The 26,815-nt window shown below is 40.4% G+C and carries 26 protein-coding genes, 1 tRNA gene and 1 pseudogene; 12 read left to right on the forward strand and 16 right to left on the reverse strand.

The window, feature by feature from the left end:
• Positions 1-19: 19 nt before the first annotated feature.
• The 6 genes from NSMS1_RS23595 (at position 20) to ftsH2 (ending at position 6,812) form a co-directional block, all read left to right on the forward strand.
• The gene (locus NSMS1_RS23595; protein WP_224095328.1) at positions 20-1,552 is read left to right on the forward strand and encodes a serine/threonine protein kinase; all 1,533 of its coding nucleotides are present in this window, start codon (positions 20-22) and stop codon (positions 1,550-1,552) included.
• A gap of 29 nt (positions 1,553-1,581) precedes the next feature.
• On the forward strand, positions 1,582-2,148 hold the full coding sequence (locus NSMS1_RS23600; RefSeq protein WP_224087139.1) for a hypothetical protein: 567 nt from the start codon (positions 1,582-1,584) through the stop codon (positions 2,146-2,148).
• Between the two features lie 75 nt (positions 2,149-2,223).
• Positions 2,224-2,297: transfer RNA gene (locus tag NSMS1_RS23605), tRNA-Asp, on the forward strand.
• Between the two features lie 162 nt (positions 2,298-2,459).
• A complete protein-coding gene (gene gltX, locus NSMS1_RS23610) occupies positions 2,460-3,902 on the forward strand; it encodes a glutamate--tRNA ligase (protein WP_224087140.1) in 1,443 nt (480 codons plus the stop codon).
• Between the two features lie 216 nt (positions 3,903-4,118).
• Entirely contained in the window at positions 4,119-4,613 is a 495-nt protein-coding gene (locus NSMS1_RS23615; protein WP_224087141.1) for a hypothetical protein, read from the forward strand.
• Positions 4,614-4,925: 312 nt separating this feature from the next.
• Positions 4,926-6,812: an ATP-dependent zinc metalloprotease FtsH2 gene (ftsH2, locus tag NSMS1_RS23620; protein WP_224087142.1), complete on the forward strand. Its 1,887-nt coding sequence runs from the start codon at positions 4,926-4,928 to the stop codon at positions 6,810-6,812.
• Between the two features lie 200 nt (positions 6,813-7,012).
• Here ftsH2 and NSMS1_RS23625 read toward each other — a convergent pair whose 3' ends face one another.
• The 7 genes from NSMS1_RS23625 to hcp form a co-directional block, all read right to left on the reverse strand.
• Positions 7,013-8,335 carry an EndoU domain-containing protein gene (locus tag NSMS1_RS23625; RefSeq protein WP_224087143.1) on the reverse strand — a complete coding sequence of 441 codons (1,323 nt, stop codon included), beginning with the start codon at positions 8,333-8,335 and terminating at the stop codon, positions 7,013-7,015.
• Between the two features lie 272 nt (positions 8,336-8,607).
• A complete protein-coding gene (locus tag NSMS1_RS23630) occupies positions 8,608-9,099 on the reverse strand; it encodes a hypothetical protein (RefSeq protein WP_224087144.1) in 492 nt (163 codons plus the stop codon).
• 308 nt (positions 9,100-9,407) lie between these two features.
• On the reverse strand, positions 9,408-9,782 hold the full coding sequence (locus NSMS1_RS23635; RefSeq protein WP_224087145.1) for a hypothetical protein: 375 nt from the start codon (positions 9,780-9,782) through the stop codon (positions 9,408-9,410).
• Between the two features lie 196 nt (positions 9,783-9,978).
• The gene (locus NSMS1_RS23640; protein WP_263432533.1) at positions 9,979-10,218 is read right to left on the reverse strand and encodes a hypothetical protein; all 240 of its coding nucleotides are present in this window, start codon (positions 10,216-10,218) and stop codon (positions 9,979-9,981) included.
• Between the two features lie 216 nt (positions 10,219-10,434).
• Entirely contained in the window at positions 10,435-10,770 is a 336-nt protein-coding gene (locus tag NSMS1_RS23645; protein ID WP_224085446.1) for a transposase, read from the reverse strand.
• Complete coding sequence (locus NSMS1_RS23650; protein WP_224085447.1) at positions 10,736-11,086, reverse strand: transposase; 351 nt, start codon at positions 11,084-11,086, stop codon at positions 10,736-10,738. The genes NSMS1_RS23645 and NSMS1_RS23650 overlap by 35 nt, the downstream gene beginning before the upstream one ends.
• Before the next feature lie 64 nt (positions 11,087-11,150).
• Entirely contained in the window at positions 11,151-12,509 is a 1,359-nt protein-coding gene (gene hcp / locus NSMS1_RS23655) for a hydroxylamine reductase (protein ID WP_224087146.1), read from the reverse strand.
• A gap of 287 nt (positions 12,510-12,796) precedes the next feature.
• Here hcp and NSMS1_RS23660 point away from each other — a divergent pair, with 287 nt between their 5' ends.
• Positions 12,797-13,495, forward strand: coding sequence for a Crp/Fnr family transcriptional regulator (locus NSMS1_RS23660; RefSeq protein ID WP_224087147.1), 699 nt, complete (start codon positions 12,797-12,799; stop codon positions 13,493-13,495).
• Positions 13,496-13,542: 47 nt separating this feature from the next.
• Here the strand turns inward: NSMS1_RS23660 and vapC are convergent, their stop codons facing one another.
• From vapC to NSMS1_RS23690, 6 genes are all read right to left on the reverse strand, one after another.
• Entirely contained in the window at positions 13,543-13,923 is a 381-nt protein-coding gene (gene vapC / locus NSMS1_RS23665) for a type II toxin-antitoxin system tRNA(fMet)-specific endonuclease VapC (RefSeq protein ID WP_224087148.1), read from the reverse strand.
• Positions 13,920-14,171, reverse strand: coding sequence for a hypothetical protein (locus tag NSMS1_RS23670; protein WP_224087149.1), 252 nt, complete (start codon positions 14,169-14,171; stop codon positions 13,920-13,922). The genes vapC and NSMS1_RS23670 overlap by 4 nt, the downstream gene beginning before the upstream one ends.
• Before the next feature lie 151 nt (positions 14,172-14,322).
• The gene (gene mutS / locus NSMS1_RS23675; RefSeq protein ID WP_224087150.1) at positions 14,323-16,887 is read right to left on the reverse strand and encodes a DNA mismatch repair protein MutS; all 2,565 of its coding nucleotides are present in this window, start codon (positions 16,885-16,887) and stop codon (positions 14,323-14,325) included.
• A gap of 91 nt (positions 16,888-16,978) precedes the next feature.
• Positions 16,979-17,599, reverse strand: a complete 621-nt coding sequence (locus NSMS1_RS23680) for a DUF4276 family protein (RefSeq protein WP_224087151.1) — start codon at positions 17,597-17,599, stop codon at positions 16,979-16,981.
• The gene (locus NSMS1_RS23685) at positions 17,593-18,804 is read right to left on the reverse strand and encodes an AAA family ATPase (protein ID WP_224087152.1); all 1,212 of its coding nucleotides are present in this window, start codon (positions 18,802-18,804) and stop codon (positions 17,593-17,595) included. Before NSMS1_RS23685 ends, NSMS1_RS23680 begins: the two co-directional genes overlap by 7 nt.
• A gap of 87 nt (positions 18,805-18,891) precedes the next feature.
• Complete coding sequence (locus tag NSMS1_RS23690) at positions 18,892-19,734, reverse strand: hypothetical protein (protein WP_224087153.1); 843 nt, start codon at positions 19,732-19,734, stop codon at positions 18,892-18,894.
• A gap of 94 nt (positions 19,735-19,828) precedes the next feature.
• Here NSMS1_RS23690 and NSMS1_RS23695 point away from each other — a divergent pair, with 94 nt between their 5' ends.
• Both NSMS1_RS23695 and NSMS1_RS23700 read left to right on the forward strand, forming a co-directional pair.
• Complete coding sequence (locus NSMS1_RS23695) at positions 19,829-20,119, forward strand: hypothetical protein (protein ID WP_224087154.1); 291 nt, start codon at positions 19,829-19,831, stop codon at positions 20,117-20,119.
• Between the two features lie 227 nt (positions 20,120-20,346).
• Entirely contained in the window at positions 20,347-21,927 is a 1,581-nt protein-coding gene (locus NSMS1_RS23700; protein WP_224087155.1) for a CPBP family intramembrane glutamic endopeptidase, read from the forward strand.
• A gap of 175 nt (positions 21,928-22,102) precedes the next feature.
• On the opposite strand, the gene NSMS1_RS23705 is transcribed toward NSMS1_RS23700, so the two are convergent.
• Together NSMS1_RS23705 and NSMS1_RS23710 are read right to left on the reverse strand one after the other, a co-directional pair.
• Positions 22,103-22,717, reverse strand: a complete 615-nt coding sequence (locus NSMS1_RS23705) for a helix-turn-helix transcriptional regulator (protein WP_224087156.1) — start codon at positions 22,715-22,717, stop codon at positions 22,103-22,105.
• Between the two features lie 328 nt (positions 22,718-23,045).
• Complete coding sequence (locus NSMS1_RS23710) at positions 23,046-23,234, reverse strand: hypothetical protein (protein WP_224087157.1); 189 nt, start codon at positions 23,232-23,234, stop codon at positions 23,046-23,048.
• 518 nt (positions 23,235-23,752) lie between these two features.
• Here NSMS1_RS23710 and NSMS1_RS23715 point away from each other — a divergent pair.
• Positions 23,753-23,983: pseudogene (locus NSMS1_RS23715) on the forward strand (KGG domain-containing protein); the annotation flags it as partial.
• A 248-nt stretch (positions 23,984-24,231) separates the two neighbouring features.
• Here NSMS1_RS23715 and NSMS1_RS23720 read toward each other — a convergent pair.
• On the reverse strand, positions 24,232-24,855 hold the full coding sequence (locus NSMS1_RS23720) for a class I SAM-dependent methyltransferase (protein WP_224087159.1): 624 nt from the start codon (positions 24,853-24,855) through the stop codon (positions 24,232-24,234).
• A gap of 237 nt (positions 24,856-25,092) precedes the next feature.
• Between NSMS1_RS23720 and NSMS1_RS23725 the strand changes: the two genes are divergently transcribed.
• Positions 25,093-25,944, forward strand: a complete 852-nt coding sequence (locus tag NSMS1_RS23725; protein WP_224087160.1) for a DUF4333 domain-containing protein — start codon at positions 25,093-25,095, stop codon at positions 25,942-25,944.
• A gap of 252 nt (positions 25,945-26,196) precedes the next feature.
• Positions 26,197-26,778 (forward strand): TIGR00730 family Rossman fold protein, encoded by a 582-nt coding sequence (locus tag NSMS1_RS23730; RefSeq protein WP_224087161.1) that lies wholly within the window; start codon positions 26,197-26,199, stop codon positions 26,776-26,778.
• Positions 26,779-26,815: the final 37 nt, after the last annotated feature.

Genomic DNA, 26,815 nt, shown 5'->3' on the forward strand with positions numbered 1-26,815 from the left:
TATAGACGAGGTTCTCAAAGTGAATCAAAGTACATTTGCATCTCCACATAGTACAGGATTACTTGCCAATCGTTACCAACTGCAAAAGTTGATTGGTACGGGTGGTATGGGTGAAGTTTTTTTAGCAACTGATATCCTCTTAGGAGGAACACCAGTAGCTATCAAATTTTTGACTCAAACTTTATGCGACCCCAAAATTCAACAAGATTTTGCTCGTGAAGCACTGATGAGTGCAGCTTTAAGTCAAAAAAGTTTGCATATTGTCCGGGCTTATGATTATGGTGTTAGTGACACAGGCAAACCTTTTTATGTGATGGAGTACCTCAACGGTAAAAGTTTAAAGGAATTAATTCCCTTACCTTTATCTAAGTTTATCCATCTTACCCGTCAGATTTGTTTGGGCTTACAGTGCGCCCATCAAGGTATTCAAATTGATGGTAAGGTTTATGCTTTAGTACATCGAGATATTAAACCAGCAAATATATTAGTTATTCCCGATCCCATATTAGGACAGTTAGTTAAAATCCTTGATTTTGGTATTGCTAAGTTTATTAATTATGCAGTTACAGTTAGTACAAATAGAGGATTTCACGGTACTTTACCTTACTGTTCACCTGAGCAATTAGAAGGAGAAAACTTAGATAGTCGTTCTGATATCTACAGCTTAGGTGTGATCATGTTTGAAATGCTCACTGGCGCTAAACCTTGGCAACCGGAAACAGATTTATTTGGCGCTTGGTATAAAGCACATCACTTTGAAAAACCAAAAGCGATCGCAGATGTTAAACCAGACCTAAAAATCTCGCCACATCTGAACAATTTAATCATGGCTTGCCTAGAGAAAAAAGCCAGCGATCGCCCACAAACTGTAGGGGAAATATTACAAATAATTGATGGAATAGAACCATCCCATTGTGCCAAGTTTATTACTAAATTCTCTTCACCATTAACACCTAAATTAACTTTGACCTCTGAACTAATAGTATCTTTAGAGAAGCAAGCTAAACAACTCACTTGGCCTCAAGATAAACCCATCAAAGAAATCGTTTTTCCTCAACAGCTAGACATAAACCAGCAAAATTTAGCTACAGTCTGGTTGATGTTACCAAAAAGAGAAATTCAACTACGGGTAAATTGTAAAGTTTATAATCGTTTTATTTTTGTTACATCACCTCATCCGATGCTGTTGTGGGTAACACTGCTTTACAACCAAAAGTTAGAGCCAAAATGGTTACCTTGCTATCTAGATATGCAGAATCCTGCTAATCGTCAACTAATAATATCTCTAATTAATAATGCAAACTACGCTCTAATTTGTTTTACATTAGAACTACCTAATAGCTGTATTCAAATCCTCAGTAGCGAGATTGAACCTAGCCAAAGACAAAAGCTGCAAATTTGGGTAGAACAAAGTCAAAAACTACCGCCAGCTTCTCAACCTCATGCAAGTAAAAATCTGCTCAAACAGCAGTACAAACACATTCAATCTCAGATGCTTCAGCATTTATCATCTACACACCAAATGGAACAATTAGCCAAAAAATTAAGTTAAAATTGAGCTTAATTGATTAAATTTGGAATATGCTTTTACCAGCAAAACTTCATTATTTATTATCAGTATTTTTTATATCATTAACGCTTGGTTCGTCATCTCCAGCGCAAGAACTCAATAAAAATCAAGGAGGAGTGATTACTGTAGACAGTATATCAACAGAAGCAGAAATCGCTTTAGCTCAACATCTGCAAAAGATAAAAGCTAAATTGTACGGTGCTTATTGGTGCAGCCACTGCTACGAGCAAGTATATCTGTTTGGTCAGCAAGCCTTTAAGTTAATTAACCGTATAGAATGCTCACCAGAAGGTAGAAACGCCCAGCCAAATGTTTGCAAAGCAGCCAAAATTAAAGGTTATCCCACTTGGGAAATCAACGGTAAGTTTTATTCTGGAGTTCAGTCCTTGACGGAGTTAGCGAGAATATCAGGTTATTTAGGGAATACAAATTTTAAAAATGCTAGACCTGTAAACATCCCCAGCCAGTATAGGGAATTTGCTCCCTCTGGGCTACCGCTTAACCTTCCTAATCAGGATAGTAAGTCTACTCCCTTTCAACTACCGCTTCATTTACCACTTGAGACACAAACACAATAAAAAATTCTAAAAATTTTCCCCAACGAGGTTGACAACCCTTAGAAGGTGCGTCATAATAGGGAAGTTGCCAATTAAGGGACTGTAGTTCAATTGGTTAGAGCACCGCCCTGTCACGGCGGAAGTTGCGGGTTCGAGCCCCGTCAGTCCCGTAGAAAGTGTTGAGTAATGATTGCTGAGTCCTGATTAGCATAGGGAGAGGACACAGATAACTAGTAATGGTTTGAAGTCCGTATTTCCTAGCAATACCTGATGACTCAGAGGCTTAGGTATTAAGCTAAATTTATTCATGCTTTGCGAGAGAGAGAAATACTGTGACTGTTAGAGTCAGAATTGCTCCTAGTCCAACTGGGAATTTACACATTGGTACAGCTAGGACAGCCGTATTTAACTGGCTGTTTGCCCGTCACCACGGCGGCACATTTATTTTGCGAATTGAAGACACAGATTTAGAGCGATCGCGTCCCGAATACACAGAAAATATTATGACGGGGCTGCGTTGGTTAGGGCTGAATTGGGATGAAGGGCCATTTTACCAATCTCAACGCCTCGACCTTTATCAAAAAGCGGTCAAACAACTTTTAGATCAAGGTTTAGCTTATCGCTGCTACACCACATCAGAAGAATTAGAAGCCTTAAGAGAAGCGCAAAAAGCCAGAGGTGAAGCCCCCCGTTACGATAACCGCCACCGTAACCTCACCCCAGAACAAGAAGCTGAATTTAAAGCCCAAGGGCGCAGTTTCGTCATCCGGTTTAAAATTGACGATGGCCGCGAAATCGTCTGGAATGACTTAGTACGGGGTAAAGTAGCTTGGAAAGGCAGTGATTTAGGCGGTGATATGGTCATCGCTCGTGCTTCTGAAGATGGTATTGGTCAACCCTTGTATAACTTTGTGGTCGTAGTTGATGACATTGATATGCAAATTAGTCATGTCATCCGGGGAGAAGACCACATCGCCAACACCGCCAAGCAAATTCTTTTATACGAAGCTCTTGGGGCAAAAATTCCAGAATTTGCTCATGCTCCCTTAATTCTCAACATGGAAGGGCGTAAACTTTCCAAACGGGATGGAGTCACATCGATTTCCGACTTTCAACGCATGGGTTTCACGGCTGAAGCCTTAGTTAACTACATGACCTTGCTTGGTTGGTCGCCACCAGATTCTACCCAAGAAATCTTTACCTTAGAAGGAGCCGCTAAGGAATTTGGTTTTGAACGGGTGAACAAAGCCGGGGCAAAATTCGACTGGGCAAAATTAGATTGGTTGAACAGCCAATATATCCACAACACCCCAGTTGATAAGTTGACTGATTTACTGATTCCTTATTGGGAAGAAGCAGGATATTCCTTTGCTGGGGGACGCGATCGCTCTTGGTTGGAAAAGTTGGTTAATCTAATCAGCGCCAGCTTGACACGTTTAACCGATGCTGTAGAGATGACCAAACTGTTTTTTACGCAAACAGTCGAATTGAGCGAAGAAGGCAGTAAACAATTGCAGCAAGAGGGTTCTAAAGCTGCACTTGAGGCGATTATTGCTGGCTTGGAAGCTCAACCCCAACTTACAGAAGCAGCTGCCCAAGACATAATTAAACAAGTGGTGAAAGCCCAAAGTGTGAAGAAAGGGTTAGTAATGCGATCGCTCAGAGTTGCCCTTACTGGTGATGTGCATGGTCCTGACTTAATCCAATCCTGGTTACTCCTAAATCAGATTGGTTTAGATAAACTACGCTTGAGTCAAGCAGTAGCGGCTAGTTAATCTCTCATAAACCAGTCTTCTAGTTCTTGTGGTGTGGGCATCCAGCCCGCACCAGACGGGAATTTTCACGCAACAAAATAAAGATTTACTTTATAAAAAGTCTGCGACCCTACCTAATTTTTCACCTAAAATTTAGGTAGTCAATTTCTCCCAAATTGGGAACTTACTCTGTAAAATTAGTGTCTTAACAAACACTGAGAAGCTTATGTAATTACAATGTTGAAAACATCGCTAAATAGAGGCATCCGGGTATCTTTAATGATAGTTACACTTGGCGTTATCTCGGCACTTCATACCGGAAGCAACGCCCAAGAAACGCCACCGATATTTGGAGATGTCGCCATCAGTCAGAAATTTTCTCCAGACCCCTTGGTAGTCCGGGGTATGAGTGGCGGTTCAGTAGCGGCAAACCAGGTAGCAGGCAGAATCGAAACGCCTACAGGCCCCTGTAACGGGTTTGTGGATGAAACACCAGACCACACCATCAAACTCAACAGTAATTTTGGTTACTTAAAGCTACAAGTCCAATCTCCTCAAGACACCACCATTGTAGTTAAAGGCCCTGGCGGTACTTGGTGTAACGATGACGTAAACGGCAAAAATCCAGGTATCAGTGGGGAATGGTTGCCAGGAAATTATCAGGTTTGGGTCGGCTCCTACGACAAAGATAAGTATTTTCCCTACACGTTACAAATTACGGAAGTCAAGTAGATTAGGGAAAGGGGACTGGAAAGATGAGGCAGTAACCCACCCCTAGCCCCTCCCAGAAAGGGAACAGGGGAGAGTAACAACTGTCAACTGATAACTGCCTCTTGCAATCTTGTATTAGAATTAAGTTAAATTTAATTAAGATTCTTATCGGCATCTTAGATTTAACATAATGGCCTTATAGCTTTATGGCGGTGCATGATTTAGATATCAGATTAAAGAAAATGGATTTATAAACATCCGTTGTAAAACAGTCTAGTAACACCAGTTGCTAGAGATGACAAATCGTAATTGGCATCTAGAGGCAAATTAAAAATGAAATTCTCTTGGAGAGTCCTACTACTCTGGACATTGCCAGCTTTGGTAATTGGCTTTTTCTTTTGGCAAGGAACGTTTGCTAACGCTCCTGCGGACATGACTAGGAATGCGGCTAACACTCGCATGACTTATGGCCGCTTTCTGGAATACGTGGACGCTGGGCGTGTTACCAATGTTGACCTGTATGAAGGCGGCAGAACAGCCATCGTGGAAGCCCAAGATCAAGATATCGAAGGCCGCATCCAACGTTGGCGGGTAGACTTGCCAGTTAGCGCTCCTGAGTTAATCAGCAAGCTTAAAGAAAAGAAAGTTAGTTTTGATGCTCATCCAGCACGCAATGATGGCGCTATCTGGGGACTTTTAGGTAATCTAGTATTCCCGATCTTATTGATTACTGGCTTGTTCTTTTTGTTCCGTCGTTCTAACAACCTCCCTGGCGGCCCTGGTCAAGCCATGAATTTTGGTAAGTCCAGAGCGCGTTTCCAAATGGAAGCGAAAACAGGGGTGAAGTTTGACGATGTAGCTGGTATCGAAGAAGCTAAGGAAGAATTACAAGAAGTCGTTACATTCCTTAAGCAGCCAGAAAGATTCACGGCTGTAGGTGCGCGTATTCCTAAAGGTGTGCTGTTGGTAGGGCCTCCAGGAACTGGTAAAACTTTACTCGCAAAAGCGATCGCCGGGGAAGCTGGCGTACCATTCTTCAGTATTTCCGGTTCTGAGTTCGTGGAAATGTTCGTTGGTGTGGGTGCTTCCCGCGTCCGCGACTTGTTTAAGAAAGCTAAAGATAACGCTCCCTGTATCATCTTCATCGATGAAATTGACGCAGTAGGTAGACAACGGGGTGCAGGTATTGGTGGCGGTAACGATGAGAGAGAACAAACCCTCAACCAGTTACTCACCGAAATGGATGGTTTTGAAGGTAACACCGGCATCATTATTATTGCCGCTACCAACCGTCCCGACGTATTAGATGCAGCCTTGTTGCGTCCTGGTCGTTTCGACAGACAGGTCACGGTCGATGCACCAGACATTAAAGGACGCTTAGAAATTCTCCATGTCCACTCCCGGAATAAGAAGTTAGATCCTAGCGTATCATTGGAAGCGATCGCTCGTCGTACCCCTGGGTTCACAGGTGCAGACTTAGCCAACCTCCTCAACGAAGCCGCTATCCTCACAGCCCGGAGACGCAAAGAAGCCATCACCCTCACCGAAATTGATGATGCGGTAGATAGAGTAGTTGCGGGGATGGAAGGTACACCTTTAGTAGATAGCAAGAGCAAACGCTTAATTGCTTATCACGAAATCGGACACGCCTTGGTCGGTACTTTATTAAAAGACCACGACCCAGTGCAGAAAGTTACCCTCATCCCTAGAGGACAAGCCCAAGGTTTGACTTGGTTTACCCCCAACGAAGAACAAGGTTTAATTTCTCGCTCCCAACTTAAAGCCAGAATTGCTGGTGCTTTGGGTGGTCGTGCGGCAGAGGAAATTATCTTTGGTTCTGCTGAAGTTACCACTGGTGCAGGTGGAGACTTACAACAAGTGTCGGGAATGGCACGGCAAATGGTAACAAGGTTTGGGATGTCTGATTTAGGCCCCTTGTCCTTGGAAAGTCAGCAAGGTGAAGTCTTCTTGGGTCGTGACTGGATGACCAGATCCGATTATTCCGAATCAATTGCATCACGAATTGACTCTCAAGTGCGGCTGATTGTAGAAGACTGCTACGAAACAGCTAAGAAGATTATCCGCGAAAATCGCACCGTCACCGATCGCATCGTTGACTTGCTCATCGAGAAAGAAACCATCGACGGTGAAGAATTCCGTCAAATCGTAGCTGAGTACACTGATGTACCAGAAAAGCAACAGTTTGTACCCCAAATATAAGCTGTTAGCCTTGTAATTAATTAGGGATGATTTTTATCATCCCTTTTTTTGTGTATTTACCAATTCACTAAAATTAAGCAATAGATGCGAACCATTACACCCGGATGGCATCTGTCTTGCTTAATTTTGAATTTTGTAGGCTTGCCTTTGCTACGCAACGCTATGCGAACCCGTAGGGTATTTTGAATTTTGAATTGGTATTACTGCTTACAAGCGGCAGTAGAGTCAGGAGTCGCATCGGGATAGAAGGTACGGATACCACCTCCTCTTACGACAAATACAGCTTTAAAGGTTCTACCCTCATCTGTAACGTTGACAAGACAAGCTTGGTTAGTGCTGCCAATGTTGGGGTTGTTCTTGTAAGCTAAAGATGCCTTTGACAAAATTTCTTCAGCATCGAGGCTGTAAGGATAACCTTTAACTCTAGACTGAGCCGTTCCATTACCTACCTTCATGATTACTCCCATAGTGTAGATAGTGTTGGGAACAACTTCTTCTCTAGACGTATTATTGGCAAGTCGTCCAGCTAAACCTTTATTTTGCAGCTCTACATAACGCCCAACAAAATGCAGTCCGCCAATAGAGCCTCCTTGAACTGGTTCTCCACAGAACACATGATCAAACGCTTTGACATTAAACCAAATATCGGTTAAATCGTTCAAGAAATCAGCATCAGCAGTACGCCCTGGTTTGAGAAAACCTCCCACATATGTCTTAATATTTGCCAAGACAGTGGGGTTTTTCTGCATCATAGACTGGAAGCCAGCGCGACTTACAACAGTACCAGGAGCGCCACAAAGCTCAACAACTGCTGTATCAAAGCTGTTAAGAACTGGGGCGGGAGGTGTGACATCACCAGGGCTACCAAGGGCTAACCCAGTTACAGGGTTGTTGATGTTGTCAAAGAAAGGTAAAGAACCAGGTGGTAAAGTTGCTGAGGTAGAACCCGTAGAACCCGTAGAACCCGTAGAACCTGTAGAGCCTGTAGAACCCGTAGAACCGTAATCACTAATTACGATGTCATCAATATTGGTTCGGTTTGCAGTCCCATCAGTCTTGCGAACTTCACAGCGAACTTTACCAGAGATATTAGGTGTAAAAGTTGCTGTTTGTAAGCTTGTAGAAGTGGTATTAACAGTAGAGCCAATTTGTGACCATGAAGTTCCACTGTTAGTTGAACACCAAACACCCCAACTGGTATTAGCATCATTACCAAACTTAGCGTATTTGATAGTAATAGAGCCTGCACCTGTATTGCGATCAAATCGCATTGATACTTTGCCATTATTACGAAGGCGTGCAGACTTTGCACCACTTTTTCTATCATTGCTGAGATCACCAATCACAGCATTATTGAAATTCCATGAGCCTGTGCTGAGATTAACATTACCATTTGTATAAGTTGTTTTTGCACCACTCTCAAATCCTTCAGAAATTGTGGCACTATTTGCACTAGTTATACAAAAGGCAAGCAGTATAATTGCTCCTGCTGATATTTTTACAGGTAAAGCTAATTGAGACATACTTTAACAGATGGGTTACTTGAAGGTAATTAGTAGTCTAGGTTGAACTTAAATAGTAGATGAACTAAACAAATTGCTTCGTTACCAACGAAGCTTTTAAGAAATTATACATGATTATAAATACTATAAATTCAGTAACAAACAAATGATTTAATATTAAGAATCTTATATTACATTCAGTAATATAATTATTGTTAATTACACTTTTTTATTAAACTTTTATTAAAATAAACTTAATAAATTGCCTATTAACTTAATTTATATTTAACCCATTAATCTTCATCTTTAACCCACAGTATACCAATCATTTTTGTACTGACAATAATTACACCTGTATCAAATGTTGATTCTGTAAGTGAATCCCAAGCACTCATTGCTGAGTAGTTGTCAGTAAATACTGCGTTAGTAAAAAACTTACAGGGGTTTTGAAAGAAATTAAGCATTTTTGTAGATATTTCTTCCGCTTTTCCTGTTGACATAATTTTTGCAGAATAAGCCAAATCTTTTGTTAATATACGTTCTAGAATTTTTTCGGCTGCATTTTGATTAATTTCTTTCCAATGAACACCAAGCCCTACATACCCCAGTTGAGTAACAAATAAATCCAGAATTGCTTGTAAATCTTCACTTTTATCGATATTTATCTCAGGGCTAATTTGTTTAAGCTCAAACACAATATTTCCTATACTGCGTTTTGATATTATTTCGTTTCTAAATTTCTGAATTGCTGGGTTATTTAGGGTGTCTAATATTTCGATACTCATTTTATTTTGATAAGTAATTTTAGCTTGTAGGAAACTTGATCTAAAATATCACTACCAAATTATATATCTCGCAATACGTCAGGAATTTCTTCTATCTATAGGATAAATTTCAATAATAACAATCGCCTCATGCTCATAGCGTGGGGCGAATTTATCTTATTTATCGTAAATCCGAGAGTTTAAGAAACTTACGTCTATAAGTAGTATATTTTCAGTCGAGGCTTAAATCCTCGACTGTTCGCACAACGTGCCGTAGGCAAAATGTCTTTAATTTTGAATTTTGAATTGTTAACCCGCACGCAGTTTCACTATCTCCTGGCGCTTTTCTTAGCTGAAAGTTTTGCCAGTGTTCCTCTTAAAACAACTAAAACAGGAACTCCAGAGATAATTAATGATGGAATTAAAGCAAAAGATAAGGATGATATGGCAACACCGAGTAACATGAAAAATAACCCGCCAAACAATACCCAGCCAGCAAACAGCACCCACCAAGGCATTGTTCCAGAAGACATACTTCTCATTGCTCTTCCTTCCACGTAAATATTACCCATTGGATCAAATGCTGACGGAATCCTCTGGTGATACATTGGTTCTTGGTCGGCTGGAATCTCTACCCTAATTTTATCTGAACTGAAATTGCTGTACTGTTCAAAGTAATTTTCAGGTTCGTCGTTATTGCTCATGATTTGTAGCAGTTCGTTTTGACTGCTCTTTACAAGATATAACTAGACTCTACAAGTGCTAATTGCAGCATTTCGCATTTGCTTTACGAATGAACACATTAGGACAGGTTTTTATGAAAGGCAGAGGATATGAGGTTATAGAGAATTTTTCCTGTGCCAAGGGATTTTAAGTAAGGACTAAAGTCCTTACTACCAACTAACCCAGACATACCGCTAAATCTTGTTCTGGTGTGGTGATGAGTTGGAGATTATATTTCTCAGAAAGCAATTTCACAACATTGGGAGTTAGGAAAGCTGGGAGGGTGGGGCCGATGCGGATGTTTTGGATACCCAGGTATAAGAGAGTTAGAAGAACTGCGATCGCCTTTTGTTCATACCAAGACAGTATCATTGATAGTGGTAGCTGATTGACGTTGACTTTAAAAGCACCCGCCAAAGCTACAGCTATTTGGATGGCTGAGTAAGCATCGTTACATGAACCTATCCCACGAATAAAATTCTGTTAATCCAGATGTGAATTGTCGCAAGAGAAAGAAAACCGTTGAAGCAGGCAGAAATTCTTTCCCACCGAACAACGAGTCGGCGATATTTTCTTTGAAACCAAGCAAAACAGCGCTCTTGTTGAAAACGCGGAACAGAAATTTTAATTGGTCTACCCCGATTTTTTCGATTCTTCCAAACACGCGCGCGGCAATTGAGGTCTGATTCCACGTTTACGCAATGCAGCCCGTTTGTCCTTGGAATCATAGCCTTTGTCAGCAGCCAGAACTTTAACACGTTTACGAGGTCTACCGGGTCTATTCGTTTTAACTTTGACACTATCTAACAGTGGTATCACTTGATCTGTTTCACTACCGTTGGCTGGAGTTGTGCGATTAGCCAAGGGCATACCATTACCATCAGTTAAGGTGTGTATTAAAATTCCCTTACCTTTATGACCGTACTTAACGCCTTCACCGCCACCTTTGCCAGGGGGAAAAAGACCCATCAACAGCACCGTAATTCCAGTTGATTAGGCTTCTTTCCTCTGCAATTCCTAGTATCCTTGCTTGTAAACTTTCCAAAGTTCCGTCCGTTTCCCAACGTTGCAACCATCTGTGCGCTGCACTTTTTGATGCCCAGATTTCTCCTGTGGGAGCATCACACCAACGGCATCCTGTTATCAATATATACAATAACGTGTTCAGTACATGACGAAATGGTGCATGAGGCATTCCCCTTCCTCTGTTTTCTGGTTCCTTGGGGAATATATCTTCAAACAACTTCCACTCCATATCACTTAACCCTTCAAATTTCCCCGCCATACCCTGATACAACTTACCGTTTTCAACAGCAGATTATCATATTGCTGGTATTAGTGGGATAGGTTCATTGTCCAATATCAATTAAGCGAGGAATACCACCGATATCGCCTAAATTCTGATCAAAGAAGCGGAATTTGCCACAGCCTAAAGTTAAGACTACACAATCATTAGGCATTTGTTCTACTAAATCGCTGTAGTAATTGCGTCCTGGTTTCGCGCCATCACAACCACCAACTAGAAAGAAGTGGCGAATATCACCTTGTTTGACAGTATTAATTACAGTGTCAGCTACACCTAGAACGGCATTTCTGGCGAAGCCTGTAGTTACTGTTTTTTGTTCACTTTCTTCTGTAAAACCAGGGAGTTCTAATGCTTTCTGGATAATTGGGGAAATGTCGCGGATGCTGATATGTTGCAAACCAGGATAACCCACAGGCCCTAAAGTAAATACCTTGTCTTTGTAAGTTTCATGGGGCGGCATGAGACAATTAGTAGTCATGACGATCGCACCTGGAAAGCGTTCAAATTCATGGGTTTGATTTTGCCATGCTGTACCGTAGTGTCCGTAAAGGTGTGTGTAAGTCTGTTTCAGCTTGGGATAGCCATGTGCGGGGAGGAGTTCGCCGTGGGTGTATACTTTGATTCCGGTTCCGACTGTTTGTTCGAGGACGGCTTTTAAGGCGAGTAAATCATGTCCTGAAACGAGGATGGCTTTACCTACTATATGACCAAGGAGAACAGTTGTTGGGGTAGGATGTCCAAAGGTTTCGGTATTACCTGCATCAAGTAATTCCATCGCTTTGAGGTTCATTTGCCCAACTTTTAAAGTTAAATCGAGCCAGTCTTGTAAACTCTTGTCTTGGGCATCGAGATTTGCTAAGACTTCATGGAAAAATACATACAAGCCTTCATTATGCTGGTCGAGTTCTAAGGCATGGAAAGCGTAAGCAGCTACGCCTTTAAGTCCATATAATACGGTGAGCTTGAGTGAGAAAATATCAACATTTTTAGCAGATTGGCTGATAAATTCAAATTCTAGGTCTTTTCCTTGCTGTATTTGTTGTTGTGTATTACTTGCAGGTTGAAAAGAGTTAATCTCTGACTGGATGACGGCGTTACCTGTAGCTTGAATTTGTAACTTGAGACTTTCGCGTAAGGCGATCGCACGATTGACAAAGCTAATAAAATCAGATGTGGAAAAGTTGACGTTTGTGAGTGTGGAGAATAGCATCTCACAGGTGAACTCATCTGTCTGGCGAGTATCAAGTCTTAGAGATTTTGCTTGTAGCGCTACTTGGGAGAGTCCGCGTAAACAATGTACTAGTAAATCTTGCAAAGCATCAACTTCTGGACTTTTACCGCAGGCTCCCCATAGATGACAGACATCGCCACGGGTGGTTTGTTCACACTGGTTACAGAACATATGTCTTCTCTCAAATCTTCATGCTTACAGAGTATTCCTTTGGATAGAGTAATTCCTTGATCTAAGTCAAGAGTATTTGTAAAGTTCGGTGAAGGAGGGAGGAGAGAGGAGAAGAAATTTTTAACGCGGAGGAACGCAGAGGTTAACGCAGAGGAACGCGGAGGTTTCTTGAGGATGATTTGTTATGTCTTCAGATAATTGGTGTCAGGTGTATCTTGATGGAGAATTGGGATAATGTGGACTGCTTTTGTTCATTTTTTTACATAAATCAAAGAGAAAGTTTTTCTATGACTGTTACGGAACGTATTTTAGAGGTTAAACAATTTTTACAGAAAACGCCGATTTTTCAGGATTTATCAGATGAACAATTGCAAGCACTAGCTAATATTGCTATTGTCCAAAGTTATAAAAAAGGGGAAATTATATTCTGGGAGGGTGATCAGGGTACGGGGTTATTTATTGTTAAGTCTGGTAGGGTGAAGATTTTTAAGGTAGCAAACGGCGGGAAAGAACAAATTTTCCACATATTCGGTGCTGAAGAATATTTTGCAGAAGTACCAGCTTTTGATGGGGGAAACTATCCTGCTTCAGCCGCAACGTTAGAAAATTCCCAGGTAGTGTTTATTCCCAGATCATCTTTTTTGACTGTGTTGCAACAACATCCTACATTGGCGTTGGCAATTTTAGGAACTCTGGCGCGACACTTACGCAAATTAACACACTTGGTTGATACACTTTCATTTCAGGAAGTACCGCAAAGATTAGCCCACTACTTGTTAAATTTAAGTAAACGCTTGGGTAATGTGGATGTCTTCGAGCTAGATTTACCCAAAGGACAACTTGCAGCTTTATTAGGAACCATTCCCGAAACACTTTCCCGCGCTTTGTATAAACTCGCTCAAGAAAAAATTATTGAGATGGAAGGGACAACTGTGAGATTATGCGATCGCGATCGGTTGGTTAATTTACAAGATAAAAAATTGTAGGAGACAACTTCTATCTTATATTAATCTTCTCGTTCCCAATCTTCCATCTATAAACCATTTACCCGACTAAATTCTCTAACATTATGCGTCACTAATATCAAATTATTCGCTATTGCAATAGCAGCAATTTGTAAATCATAAGGGCCAATTGGTGTACCACTAGCAGCTAACTCAGCCCTAATTCTTCCCGCTATCCTTGCCGCTTCCCCTTCTAACGGTAAAATAGTGAACTGACTAAAAAAACGTTGCAATATTTCTAAATTTCTTTCTTGTTGAAGACTACGGTAAGCACCATAATACAATTCTAATTGAGTAATAGAAGAAATTAAAATATCCTCTGGTTGCTGGAAGGATAATCGATTTGTTACCGCAGCACTACTATTATTGATCAAACGAATACAGACATTTGAATCAAGCAAATAACTCAAAATAACGTCTCTCTCGATTCATATTCTCCCTGTTCTGGTCTTTCTAACGGTTCTCCTACCCAACCACCAATTACTTCTTCAAAAAAACCAGGATTCCAGCCTTTAAATTGAGGTGTACTTTGTTGAATTTTATCGTTTGTTTGTAACTTGAGCCTAAAGAGAAGAAATTCAACAAAATTCAAAACTTCCTCTTGTTTATCTTGAGGAAGAGAACGCCATTTAGTTAATAAATCTTGTTCTGTACTCATTTGTATTCACCATTACTAAGTAAAAAAAACATAAATAAATTAATCAAGATATGGAGGGTGAGCATTACCTAATGTATCTTGGTCTTTTTCTGCCTCTTTAATACTAGTATCAGCCTTAAACGAAATACTATGACACCCCTACAACCACAAATCAATCCAGATTTTGCAAGCCGATCGCAATCTTACTATGTTTTTCTATTTGCCCCATGACTTGTTTCGCCCGTTGAATTACCACGGCTGGTAAACCCGCCAACCTTCCCGCCTCAATACCATAAGATTTATCAGCGCCTCCCGGTTGGACTTGGTGCAAGAAAATAATTTGGTCTGGTAATTCCTTCACTGTCACCTGATAATTAGCTACATTAGGTAACATTGCCGCCAGTTCATTTAATTCGTGGTAGTGAGTGGCGAAAATTGTGCGGGAACGAATTTCCATTGCGAGATATTCTGCAACCGCCCAAGCAATAGAAAGACCGTCAAAAGTTGCGGTTCCTCTGCCAATTTCATCTAACAAAACTAGGGATCTAGATGTGGCATGATTGAGAATATTTGCTGTTTCATTCATCTCTACCATGAATGTAGATTGACCCGTGGCTAAATCATCCACTGCACCGACGCGGGTAAAAATGCGATCGCACACTCCCAACCGCGCAGACTTAGCTGGAACAAAACTGCCAATTTGCGCCATTAATTGAATTAATCCTACTTGACGCAGGTAACAACTTTTACCACTAGCGTTAGGCCCAGTGAGAATAACTAAGTCGGGAAGTGAGGGAGTTTCTTCACTATTCCCCAATTCCGTAGAATTAGGGACAAAGAAACCCGCAGGTAAAGACTGTTCTACTACTGGATGGCGACCATCAACGATTTTTAACTCTCGTCCATTCACCATTTCCGGGCGACAATAGCCTTGATGCACCGCCAACTCAGCTAAACCACATAATACATCGGCGGCAGCTACAGCGCGGGACAGGTTGCGAATGGCTTCCGCCTGTTCTCCGACTTCTTCCCGTAAATTGACAAAAATCTCATATTCCAACTTATGTAAATCATCCCGCGCCGTGAGAATCCTGGCTTCCCGTTCCTTCAGTTCTGGGGTGATGTAACGTTCCTCATTTTTCAGGGTTTGCTTGCGGATGTAATTGGCAGGTACTTGGTCGGCTTTGGCGCGGGAAATACTAATGTAGTAACCAAAGGTTTCGTTAAATCCTACCTTGAGTAAGGGGATTCCTGTCCTCGCCCTTTCATCTACTTCTAAATTAGCTATCCATTGGTGGTCTGCTTCTACCGTCGCCTTTCTCTCATCTAATAGAGGGTTTACACCAGCACGAATTAAGCCCCCTTCTTTGATGTGTAACGGTGGTGATTCTACTAAGTGCGCGTGTATTTTTTGTGCTAATTCTTCCAAAATTGGTGGCACTTTCTGCAAAGCCTTGAGGAAGGGTGAACTGGCTTCAGTCACTAGGTTAGCTAATTCTGGTAAGCGGGAGAGGGAATCAGCTAATGCTACTAAATCCCTGGCGTTGGCAGTTCCCGAACTGGCGCGGCCTGTAAGCCTTTCTAAATCGTAAATTTGCCGTAATAAATGCCGTAAATCTTGGCGTAGGGAGGTATTTTGCACCAATTCTTCTATGGTGTCTTGGCGTGAGCGAATCCCTTTAGTATCAAGTAGCGGTTGTAACAGCCAGCGCCGTAAAGCCCGACTGCCCATAGCCGTGCTAGTTTTATCTAAAGCCCACAATAAGGAACCATGAAAAGTGCCATCGCGGACTGTTTGGGTAATTTCCAAGTTACGCCGGGTTTGGTTGTCAACTATCAGGTAGTCGGTGATAGTATAGGTGCGGAGTCTTTGTAAGCATACTTGTCCGGCTTTTTGCGTATCTTCCACATATTCCAACAACCCACCAGCCGCGCGGACAGCCAAGGGGAGATGGTCACAACCCAAACCTTCGAGCGATCGCACCTTGAATTTCTGCAATAATGTACTTCTAGCTTCGGCTTGGGTGAAGGGGAGTTGCGATCGCAAACTATAACAGAATGATGGTGGTAAACAGTCTGGCAAGCTTGGCGAAGTTTCCCCAGGACGTAGTAAACTTCCTAAATCTGGTGCATTGGTAGGAACCAGTACCTCAGAAGGCTGCAACCGCATCAATTCCTGGGTTAACCGTTCCAAATCACTATCTTGAGTTGTCAGAAATTCCCCAGTAGAGATATCTGCATAAGCTAGACCCCAATGATTCCCCGCAATTACCACAGCCGCTAAGTAATTATTGCGACTGGATTTTAACATTCCTTCTTCCAATAAAGTGCCAGGGGTGAGGATGCGCGTCACCTCCCGCCGCACCAAACCCACAGCCTCAGAAGCATCTTCTACTTGGTCGCAAATTACTACAGCGTAGCCTTTTTCCACTAGTTGGGTAGTGTAGCGTTCCCAAGCATGATGAGGAACACCAGTCATAGCCACCCGTCCGACTTCGCCGCCGTGTTTACTCGTCAGGACTAATTCTAATTCTCTAGCTACTGTTACCGCATCTTGAAAAAACGTTTCAAAGAAATCACCCACGCGATATAGCAACAGCGCATGAGGGTGTTTATCTTTAACCTCGACATAGTGCTGATACATCTTACTCAGCTTAGTCCGGTCTACTAGGCGAGTGTCGGCGTGAGGGGTTGGGGGAGTATTGGGTTGAGTTGGCTGGATGTCAGAAGCGGTCATAGATAGATGCTAGGAGTTACGCGCAGAAGTAGCCACAATACTCGATGATAACGTGATGTCTGAAATTGAGGGGCGATCGCTCAAAATTTTTTTATGGTTCCATTTTCTCTTGTAATGTGGTGAATAGGCGATCGCAATATGGGGAAGCTTGGCGGACTTTGGTTACATCCAGCAATTCCAGCAGCTTAGAAGCGTGCTTAATTTTCTGATACTCTCCCTTAGTCGTGTTAGCAGTAGCAGCTTTTAAACTAGGTTCCAGCCTGTCTTTCTCAACAGTCTCCACATTATAGTTTTTGGAAATAGCATTTTCCTTAAAACCTTGGCCATAAAATTCTTTCAGCGTTTTCACATCGGCAATAAACCAAGCCTCCATAGCTTGAACCATCAAATGACACTGACTGTCATCAACCCCTGACGGTTTATCCCAATTATCCCTATATTTTAAATGCTGCCAAGGTGAATCTACTTTTACAGGCGCTTCTGCATCAACCAGCAACACATTAAAAGCTTCTGGATGAGATTTTAAAGCATTTTGAAAATCTCTAAACGCATTATTGCGAGAACCACAGATAATAATATCCCATTTAATTTTTTTACTTTTGGCTATTTCCACCAATGGTTTTAAAAATTGACTAAACCCTTGTCGAATTAATGCTTTTTGGTTTTTACCATCTCCACCACCTTCTACATAAATTCGCACCTCCTTTACCATCTATTTCCCCCAATTTCACCCATCCGCCACAAGTCGCCGAGAGTATAATTTTCTAGCCAATGCTTCAGTTTTTCAGGTTCAAGCCGACGCAGATGAGAACCTTTTTCGTCTCGTTCGCATATTAATATTGATTCAGGATACTCATTTAAGGCAGAAACCAAAGCATCAGAGTGAGTGGTGACAATTAATTGTGTTCGAGTAGATGCTTCAATTAGCATTTCTGCAATAGTTGGTAAGATATCTGGATGTAAACCAATTTCTGGTTCTTCAAGACAAATTAGTGGCGGTGGAGCTGGGTCAAGCAGCAAAGCTATTAAAAATAAATAACGGAGTGTACCATCAGATAGACGAGTTGCAGGAATTGGTTGAGTAAGTCCCTCTTCTCGAATGAATATTTGTACTGTACCCCCATATATTCTTACACTGATGTCTTCTGCCAATTCGTAAAATTTTTTCAGTTTTTCAATAATTTTTCGATTACCTATTTGAAGTTGTAGGTTATTTAAAACCAAACCAATATTACTTCCATCCTCCATTAAAGGATATACAGGAAAATCTGCTTGTTGAGGTCTACGGGGCTGGCTATTACGACCAAATGGCAAATCCCTATATAAACAAATCGTAGATAATGTAGAACCCAGATATGTTATTTCTGGGTACTTTCTTATATCTTTTAGTTGCGATAAAATAGATTTATTAAACTGAAGCATTTGCTCATCCCATGCTTCTTCGTGGAATTTATATTCTCCTGATCCATCTTGATACCTAAATCTAGAGATTGTCCGACCATTATGATTCAATCTGTAGTAGAAAAATACATCTTCTCGATTTAAAGATAGTGGCTCATTTTCTATAGCTTCATCTAACAGTTGGAAATTCAATCCATATAGTGCAGTGAATTTCAGCCTATAACTTAAAGGTTGTAAGTTTAGCGGATGATTTAAAGTCACCTGAATTTCTGCTACTGGTATTTCCTTTCCGCCTTTCCACAAAAAATCAAGAGTTCCTCCTCCGTAACGTATAGCGGCTTCTACATCTCTTGGAACTTCACGTAAAATTCCTATTGCTTCTATTAAGTTTGATTTACCAGATGCGTTAGGGCCTATTAATACATTCAGTGGCTGTAATTCAATTTCTTCGCCTTCGCTTCCATAGGAGAGGAAATTTTCTAACCTAATTTTATGGATAAATCTTTTACCTTCCATTTACTTATCCTATTCGACTCATTGTTTCTTTCAGCTTACAACGGGAATTGTTTATTCTAAACGTAAACTTAAAGCTTATCTTAATTCTCACCTTGTTACACGTCGTGTTACTGCCACTTTTGCATAATCTCCCAACCATTCAGATTTAGGATTAATTTCAAACAACGTCGCTTCTAACATTGTCAATAATAATTTTTTGCGGCGTATGATTGTTTTACGAGAAATTGTTGCTTGTTGTCCTAAGCTTCTGTATCCTGACCAGGAAATGTCTGTTACTACACTAATACCTAAATCATTCAGCATTTGTCTTCTCAAACTTAAATGCTGTTCTAAAAGTTCATCAAAATAAACTTCAGGATGATACTTTCTTACTGCTTTTGGCTGTTGTCCAATGTAAGCAATTGCATCCAAACGATGAACTTTTCTATTAATTGTGGTTAAATCCCAATCTTGCGTTAATGAACTGTACATATAAGAGTATTTTTCTGGTTTGTTTTTGGTATCTGTAAAAAGTTGCCCAATTTCCACGAAACAATGATGTTGGGGATGAGCAAAAGTCCGAGCAAAGCCATTACTTGGTTCAACTTTATAGTCCATTAAATGCACAAAACCAAGAGATTCTAAATCTTTTGTTTCCTCTTGTAACCAAAATAAATCTAGTTGGGGATAATCTGTAATTACTGCTGTTTTAAAGTGGCATTCATTTGGCAGTGCTTGCAGCATTTGAGTTTTGATATTTCCTAAAAACCAGAGTAAAGGAAATAACACTAAAGCTACAACAATTGTCAAACCCATCAAATCCGGCAAACTCAAAAGATTCGCCAATTTCCAACCATTAGCAGCCAGTAGGTATAAAAACAACATCAAACCCAAAACTAGATAGTTAGCCAGTGCTATCCAAAATTTCTGTATTTCTGTACTCAGTTGCATTGCTGGGGTTGTTGAGATAGATGTACCTGGTTAGATTACCCAGCAATAGACTATGAGTAACTAAAGATGATAATTTTAAGTAAAGGGTGTATGGATGTACGACTATGCCCAGACTAAATCGGCACAGGTAGCTTTTACTAAGTCACCGACAAAGCGACTTGCTAAAAAGGGTATTGCCGTGAATGCGTTAGCGAAGCTTACCGAAGATATCGCACCCAGCTTATACTTGACACCGCTTCAGGTCAGTGGCAGTCAATCCCATAGTACAATTGTGAAGTTTGGCGGTAATACACCAATAGGTTGTCAAAGACAACCTGCAAAGCTTGCTCATTACCCATCCCAAAATATTATCAGTCCCATCACGGATGAACCCTTTATCAATTGATAATTGACAATTGTTTCATTCAAGGTTTAAGACCTCTCCTTTTCAGGAGAAAAAATCAAAAAATAAATCCTTGTCTCCAATCCTCTCACTTAAGCGCGAGAGGGAAAAAGTCAATTGTTAATTGTCCATTGTCCATTGTTGAATAACCTAATTTGTCCACCTATCGCTGTTTGTTGCGATAATTTTTAAGGGGAACACCTCTCCACTGGTTTGTCAAAGGGGGATAGATGAGTATTAAGCGGTTGATTTTATTTTTTGTCCTAACGCCGATAGCAGCTTTTTTAGCGATTTCGTCTTTATTTGGTAGTTTGCAAGAACCACAGTTCCAAAGCCGCTTGGAACTGTACCAAACTAATATCTCATTACTAGCTCAAGCTTGGCAGCCAGAGGATAGTGAAGATAATAGCCCAAAAGTTATTCAAGAAGCAATTTTGGGGCAACAACCTTTAGAAAATGCTATTAAGCAGTATGAAGAAACTCGTCAATCAGTGCAAACTAATTTGACGAAAATTCAGAACCAACTTGCACAACTGCACTCTCCATCTCAAAACGCTACACCGCCTAAACCATTACCAGATGAGCCTCACACTACTACTATCTCTCGTAATGATAAAGAAAAACAGTTGCAGCAATCTCAAAAGCAACTACAAAAATTCTTGGCAGAATTAGACTTAAATTTAGGCATTTTACAAGCAAAACAAGGACAAACATCAACAATTGATGTTTGGAGTGATTTACAAAAACCTCTAGACAATTCACAAGTCAGTACAAATATTGAACAAACTGCGGCTGTGCTGAGTGGACTGTGGAGTGACCCCCCAAGGCTTTTCCCAGATGCTCAACAATTAATCCAAAATAATTTAGAAGGCTGGTTTCGTTCTACAGCTTTGATTCAACTCTACCAACTCCAGCAACGACAAGACGCTTTAAAAGAGGTTCAATCAGCACAACAACAAGCTGCGGCTCAAGCTTTGTTTAAATTAGCTATAATCGCTACCGTCCCTAGCTTGACAGCGTTAGTAGGGTTGATACTGTTAATTTTCTTAATTGCTCAATACTTGCTCAAAGGTAAAGAATCTTTACTAGGACAAAATTCTGATTTAGCTTGGACAACACCTTGGGACGCAGAAACAATTCTCGCAGTTTTTGTCGTAGGCTTTTTCTTCATGGGGCAGATTTTCGTCCCTTCCTTGTTAATACTACTCCCTATACCCCGTCCCATAGTTGATGTCAGGCTGCAAGCTGTTTCTGTTTTGGTAAGCTACGTATTAGTAGCAGTCGGTGCGCTATCAGTTCTGTATATCTCAATTAAACGCTTTTTCCCCTTACCCCAGAATTGGTTTCGCTTCCGCTTCCAAGACAACTGGTTTTTGTGGGGACTGGGTGGTTATTGCGTCGCTTTACCTATAGTTGTGATTGTGTCCTTAATTAATCAACAGTTATGGCAAGGACAGGGTGGTAGTAACCCTCTACTGCAATTAGCGCTCGAAAGCCAAAACTTCACAGCATTGGGGATATTTTACGTGACAGCTGCGATCGCCGCTCCTTTATTTGAGGAAGTTCTATTTCGTGGCTTTTTATTACCCTCCCTAACTCGTTACTTACCCGTATGGGGAGCAATTCTCGCCAGCGCCACATTATTTGCGGCTGCTCACCTCAGCTTATCAGAAATCCTTCCCCTGACTGCTTTAGGCATAGTCTTAGGTGTAGTATACACGCGATCGCGTAATCTCCTAGCCCCCATCCTCCTCCACAGTCTTTGGAATAGTGGTACATTGTTAAGTTTGTTTATCTTAGGTAGTAATTAAGGGAGTAGGGGGAATGATGGAAAAATCCACCCCCCTATAATCCCCCCAAGGGGATAACCCTCCCAAGAGGGGAGAAGAATGAATAACTATGGACTAATGACTAATTACCAAATCTTAATTCATAAGTGAAAAACTTTTACTATCTTTTTACTAATGAATTAAGATTTATATTTGCCTATTGATTGACAACTACGAATGCTTGCCTTTTAGCGTGAATGTTTTTCATGTGTTTCTTAACGGTATTGATAGTAATGTAAAGTTGAGTAGCAATTTCTTTATAGCTGTTGTTAGCGCGGTACAGTCGCCAGATTTCTGCTTCTCTGGGTGTGAGAGAGTATTTTTTAATTTCGGCGATCGCTGTATTTGTTATAGATTCATATTGATTCTCAATTGTTACTAATAAGCAAGGTGTAATAAATCTTTCTAAATTAATTAATCTGACGCGAATCCTAAATGTTATTGACTTATTGAGCTTAATTTCATCAGATAAGATAATGTTTGTTTCTGGATAGGAATTATAGCTATTTATCAAAACTTGGCAAAATTCCCAAATAATCGGAGGAACAAAATTTACATCTAAATCGCCTTGGTTTAACTGACAAGATAAATCATACGCAGCAGTATTAGCATGAATTAATTTTCCATCATTACTGATAATCAAAATCCCATCATCTAGCCTTTCCATCACTTCTAGTAATAAGCTGGCTTGTTGCCAGTCATTAGTTAACGTAATCCTTGTTTGGTTTGATTGACTTTCTATTTGCTCCAAGGTTTTTGTTAATGTGATCATATATTGTTCCAACTTTCACCAAAAAGATGTTCTTATTTAATATGTTTAGCAAAGACAAGATATGCAGTTAAGCTCAATCAAAACTCATATAAAAATTCTCCATTCAAAACATTTTATCTACGCACGCAATTGAACACTTAGAGATTTAAAATCCAAATGTTTAGGCACAATACCAAAACTTAAATAAATTACTCAGAGTATGCTAACTTGCAGGCTTTACAGCTTGTTTTATGTATCATAACTTTGTGAAAATATGCTTTCAAACCCTTCAATGTACACTCATTAAAATATATTTCTACTTGAAAATAATACCCATGCTCAACCATTATTAACTACCATTAACGTTGATATATGAATATAATTTGATTGCTGAACTTAGTTGCACAAACAGCGAATATATCACACAAAACAGCAAAGAAATAGAGATAGAGGTACTAGATTCTTCTGTACCAGCGTAGGCTACGCCAACAAAAATCAAAGATGAATCTGATGGTGTTGTTAGCAATACAGATAACATACAACCTTGAAATTATTCATTTCGGATAAAGCTGCACTAAACTTTGAATCACAAGGCCAATAGCCTGGGATTTATGCTGAAAGTTGACTGCAAGCATAAGATACATTACAAATTCGTGATCATTCTCAACAAGCATTTTGAGCGATCGCCAGCTTCTTCGTTATTTAATGTATCTATAGTTGCACAGTAATTTGAGTAACCTATATTTTATATACGGTATCAATTGATGCCTAGTAAAGCCCCACCGTTGTAGCGTCAGAGCGATCGCTATATTTGCATCCAATCTGCATTTAATGACAACCAAAAAATTGACAGACCATTAAAACGTACCTATAAGCATACCCTGACACCCCTCGGAAGTTAAAGGTTAGTGTTCAATATTTATACCCAAAGAAGAATGAACATCAACGATTAATCTAGCTAACTTAGAGGCATCAATGGTTCTAAATACCAATCGTTTTTAAGCTCTTACTGCTCACACAGGAAAACAGCTTTAATTAAGTACAAGGAGTCATATTATGTCAGATACTAGCAACCGTGGTTTCGCCTCTATGGATGAGGACAAGCAACGCGAAATTGCCAGCCAAGGCGGTAAAGCTGCTCATGAAAAAGGCACTGCCCATGAGTTCAGTTCTGAAGAAGCTCGTGAAGCTGGACAGAAGGGTGGAAAAGCCGCTCATGAAAAAGGTACTGCTCATGAGTTCAGTTCCGAAGAAGCTCGTGAAGCTGGTCGCAAAGGCGGTAAATCTCAAGGTTAGGTTAGATTTTAACAATAGCAACTTTAGTAGTTTTCATGCTTTATAATCTACATTTGATTGCTTGAAAAGTACTAAAAAGATTTTCTAAGATTTAGATTCTAAAAAAGAGAACCTAAATCTTGTAATTAGACAATTAAAACTGCTTTGAGTTAACTTGAAGCAGTTTTATCATAAGCGCGAATTTATAACAGTTTGCGAGTAGGGAGTTTATAAATCCTGCCTCCTACCTCCTGTTGTATCTACTGTTTATAAGCAACTATGTTGAAGATGTGCCAGTGTTTTTGTTCGCCTAAAGCAGTTGTACCTGGGTGATCTTCTTCTTGAAAAAATTCAACTGTAAATGGTTCCAGCAATTTTTCTACCTGTATGCGAGTGTGATGGCTCATGTTAGGATAAATTGCCCAAGAGTCGCGATCGCCAAATAGTTGACCGCAGAAACGTCCTCCAACTGGCAAAGCTGCGACAATTTTGTGCCATAAACTAGGAAAATGCTCTGGCGGACAGAAGGGCAAACAAAAGCTGGCATTAATTAAATCGACTGATTCAGGCAGCGCTAAGTCTTCAAAGCGCGTCACGAGAGTTTCTAGACGATTGTAATCAATATCAGGACGGTTTTTCAGAAGGGCGATCGCTTCTTCTGTACCATCGATTCCTAATACCCGCCAACCCCGTCTGAGAATTTCTACTGTATCCCGTCCATCCCCACAGCCCAAATCTACAGCAAATCGAGGGGTATCTGTAGGCAAATTGTCAAATCTTGCCAAGGCTTCCAGTAAGGTTTCTCGCGGCGGACGACCTTCCACAGCTTGATAGTAAGCAGACCAATTGCGTTCAAAAGCTTGGCTGTCTTGTTGGTTGTTCATGTGTAGTTGCAATTGAATTTTTGAATAAAACTTTTGCGATCGCCTGATTTTAGTTTAGTAGACTATGGCTTTTGGCATTGATGCTGTTTCTAACCGCTCATTGGGCTTTAATTTGATAGCTCTATCCTATATGCCTTTTCTACGAAACCACCTAAAGACGGATTTTTTTAAGTTTGTTCCGAAAAATCAAGAAAACGAAGTGTAGACAATATGTGTAAATCACTGAATCATCTTCCTATGTTTAACAGATTAGCCATACCTGCACTAATTACAACTCTCGCTGTAGCACCCGTAGTTGTTAGTTGTAGTAGTAATAAAGTTCCTTTGAGTACACAACAACAAATGTATGCTGGTAAGTGGGTAGCTAGTGATGGCACATTTGTAAATATTTATTTGGATGGTGGTGGAGACTTTAAGACCTCAAACTCTGAAGTTACAGGTGGTACTGCAACCATTACAGATAAAACTCTCAAAATTGGTTTAGGCCCTATTAAAAAGGAGTTTAAAATTACTCAACCACCTCAAGAACAGAACGGTAAATTTACTATGCAGCTTGACGGTATTACTTATACCAACAACCAATCAAGTGCCACGAATCCTGTATCATCTTCTTCTGTATCAGAGGTTAAATCTACTACCACCGAAGAAAAAAGTCAGGCAGCTAAAGAAATAGAAAGCAAAATTATTCAAAGTTGGGGGCAGAATTTTGGAGGACAACTCGATTCTTTGAACTGTCCTAGCGAATTTGAGATTAAAGCCGATAATTCTATAAACTGTCAAGCATCAGTAGAAAATATCCCCTTTCAGATGAAGGTAAATTTCCAAGATAATGAGGGTAGTTTCAATTGGGAAGCTAAAGGACTTTTAGTCTTAGCAAAAGTAGAGGATAAAGTGGTAGAGGTATTTAGACAATCCTATGGTGCTAAGACTCAGGCTGATTGTAGTACTTCTAGGAATCAAAAATATCGTCCTTCTATTGCTCAGGATACATTTGAGTGTAAAGCCTCCGATGGTGGTCAAAATACCACGACGGTAAAAATTACAGTTCAGGATGACGAAGGTTCATTCCAATTATCTCCAATCAGTTGATCTAACATACATCACTGCCAGTCATCGATTGAGGTGTTTATATAGGGCTATTATTTGATTTTTGGAAAAATTGCACGCATCTGAAGAAGCAGAAAATCAAACTTATTGTTTCGGATAAACCACAAAATCTTGTAGTTTTGTATTAGTATTTACCGAAAGTAGTTTATTCTTGTTCACTGTTATGAAGATGTATTTTTCCTAATATCTAAAAGCTTTTGTAAGTTTCTTGAGATGGGGTATAGTGGAAGTCTTATGAAAAGTATTTGTGTCTACTGCGGCTCTAATTTTGGCGATCGCCCAACTTATCTTGAGGCTGCACAAAATCTAGGTAAAGAAATGGCAGAGCGGGGAATTACCCTTGTTTATGGTGGCGCAAATGTAGGATTAATGGGGGCTGTAGCCGATTCTGTTTTGGCGGCTGGTGGAAAAGTGATTGGAGTAATACCACAAGCTTTAGTTGATAAGGAGATTGCACACACTGGATTAAGCGATTTGCAAATTGTAGGCTCAATGCACGAGCGTAAATCACTCATGGCTGATCTGGCTGATGCGTTTATTGCCCTACCAGGTGGATTAGGAACATTAGAGGAATTTTGCGAAGTTGCAACTTGGACTCAGCTTGGATTTCACAAGAAAGCTTGTGGACTATTGAACATTGAAGGATTTTATGATGGATTACTTTCTTTTCTTAACCATGCGACTCAAGAAAAGTTTATCCGCCCTGAACACAGAAGTATTGTTTTAGCAGAAAAAACCCCCGTAGAATTAATTGAGAAGTTAAGTCAGTTTCAAGTTCCCAATGTACATAAATGGATTGACCGCGATCAACAATAAAAAACGGTGACTTTGCTCGTAAAATTGAGGTGGTTTT

This window comes from Nostoc sp. MS1 (assembly GCF_019976755.1).
Taxonomy (GTDB): domain Bacteria; phylum Cyanobacteriota; class Cyanobacteriia; order Cyanobacteriales; family Nostocaceae; genus Trichormus.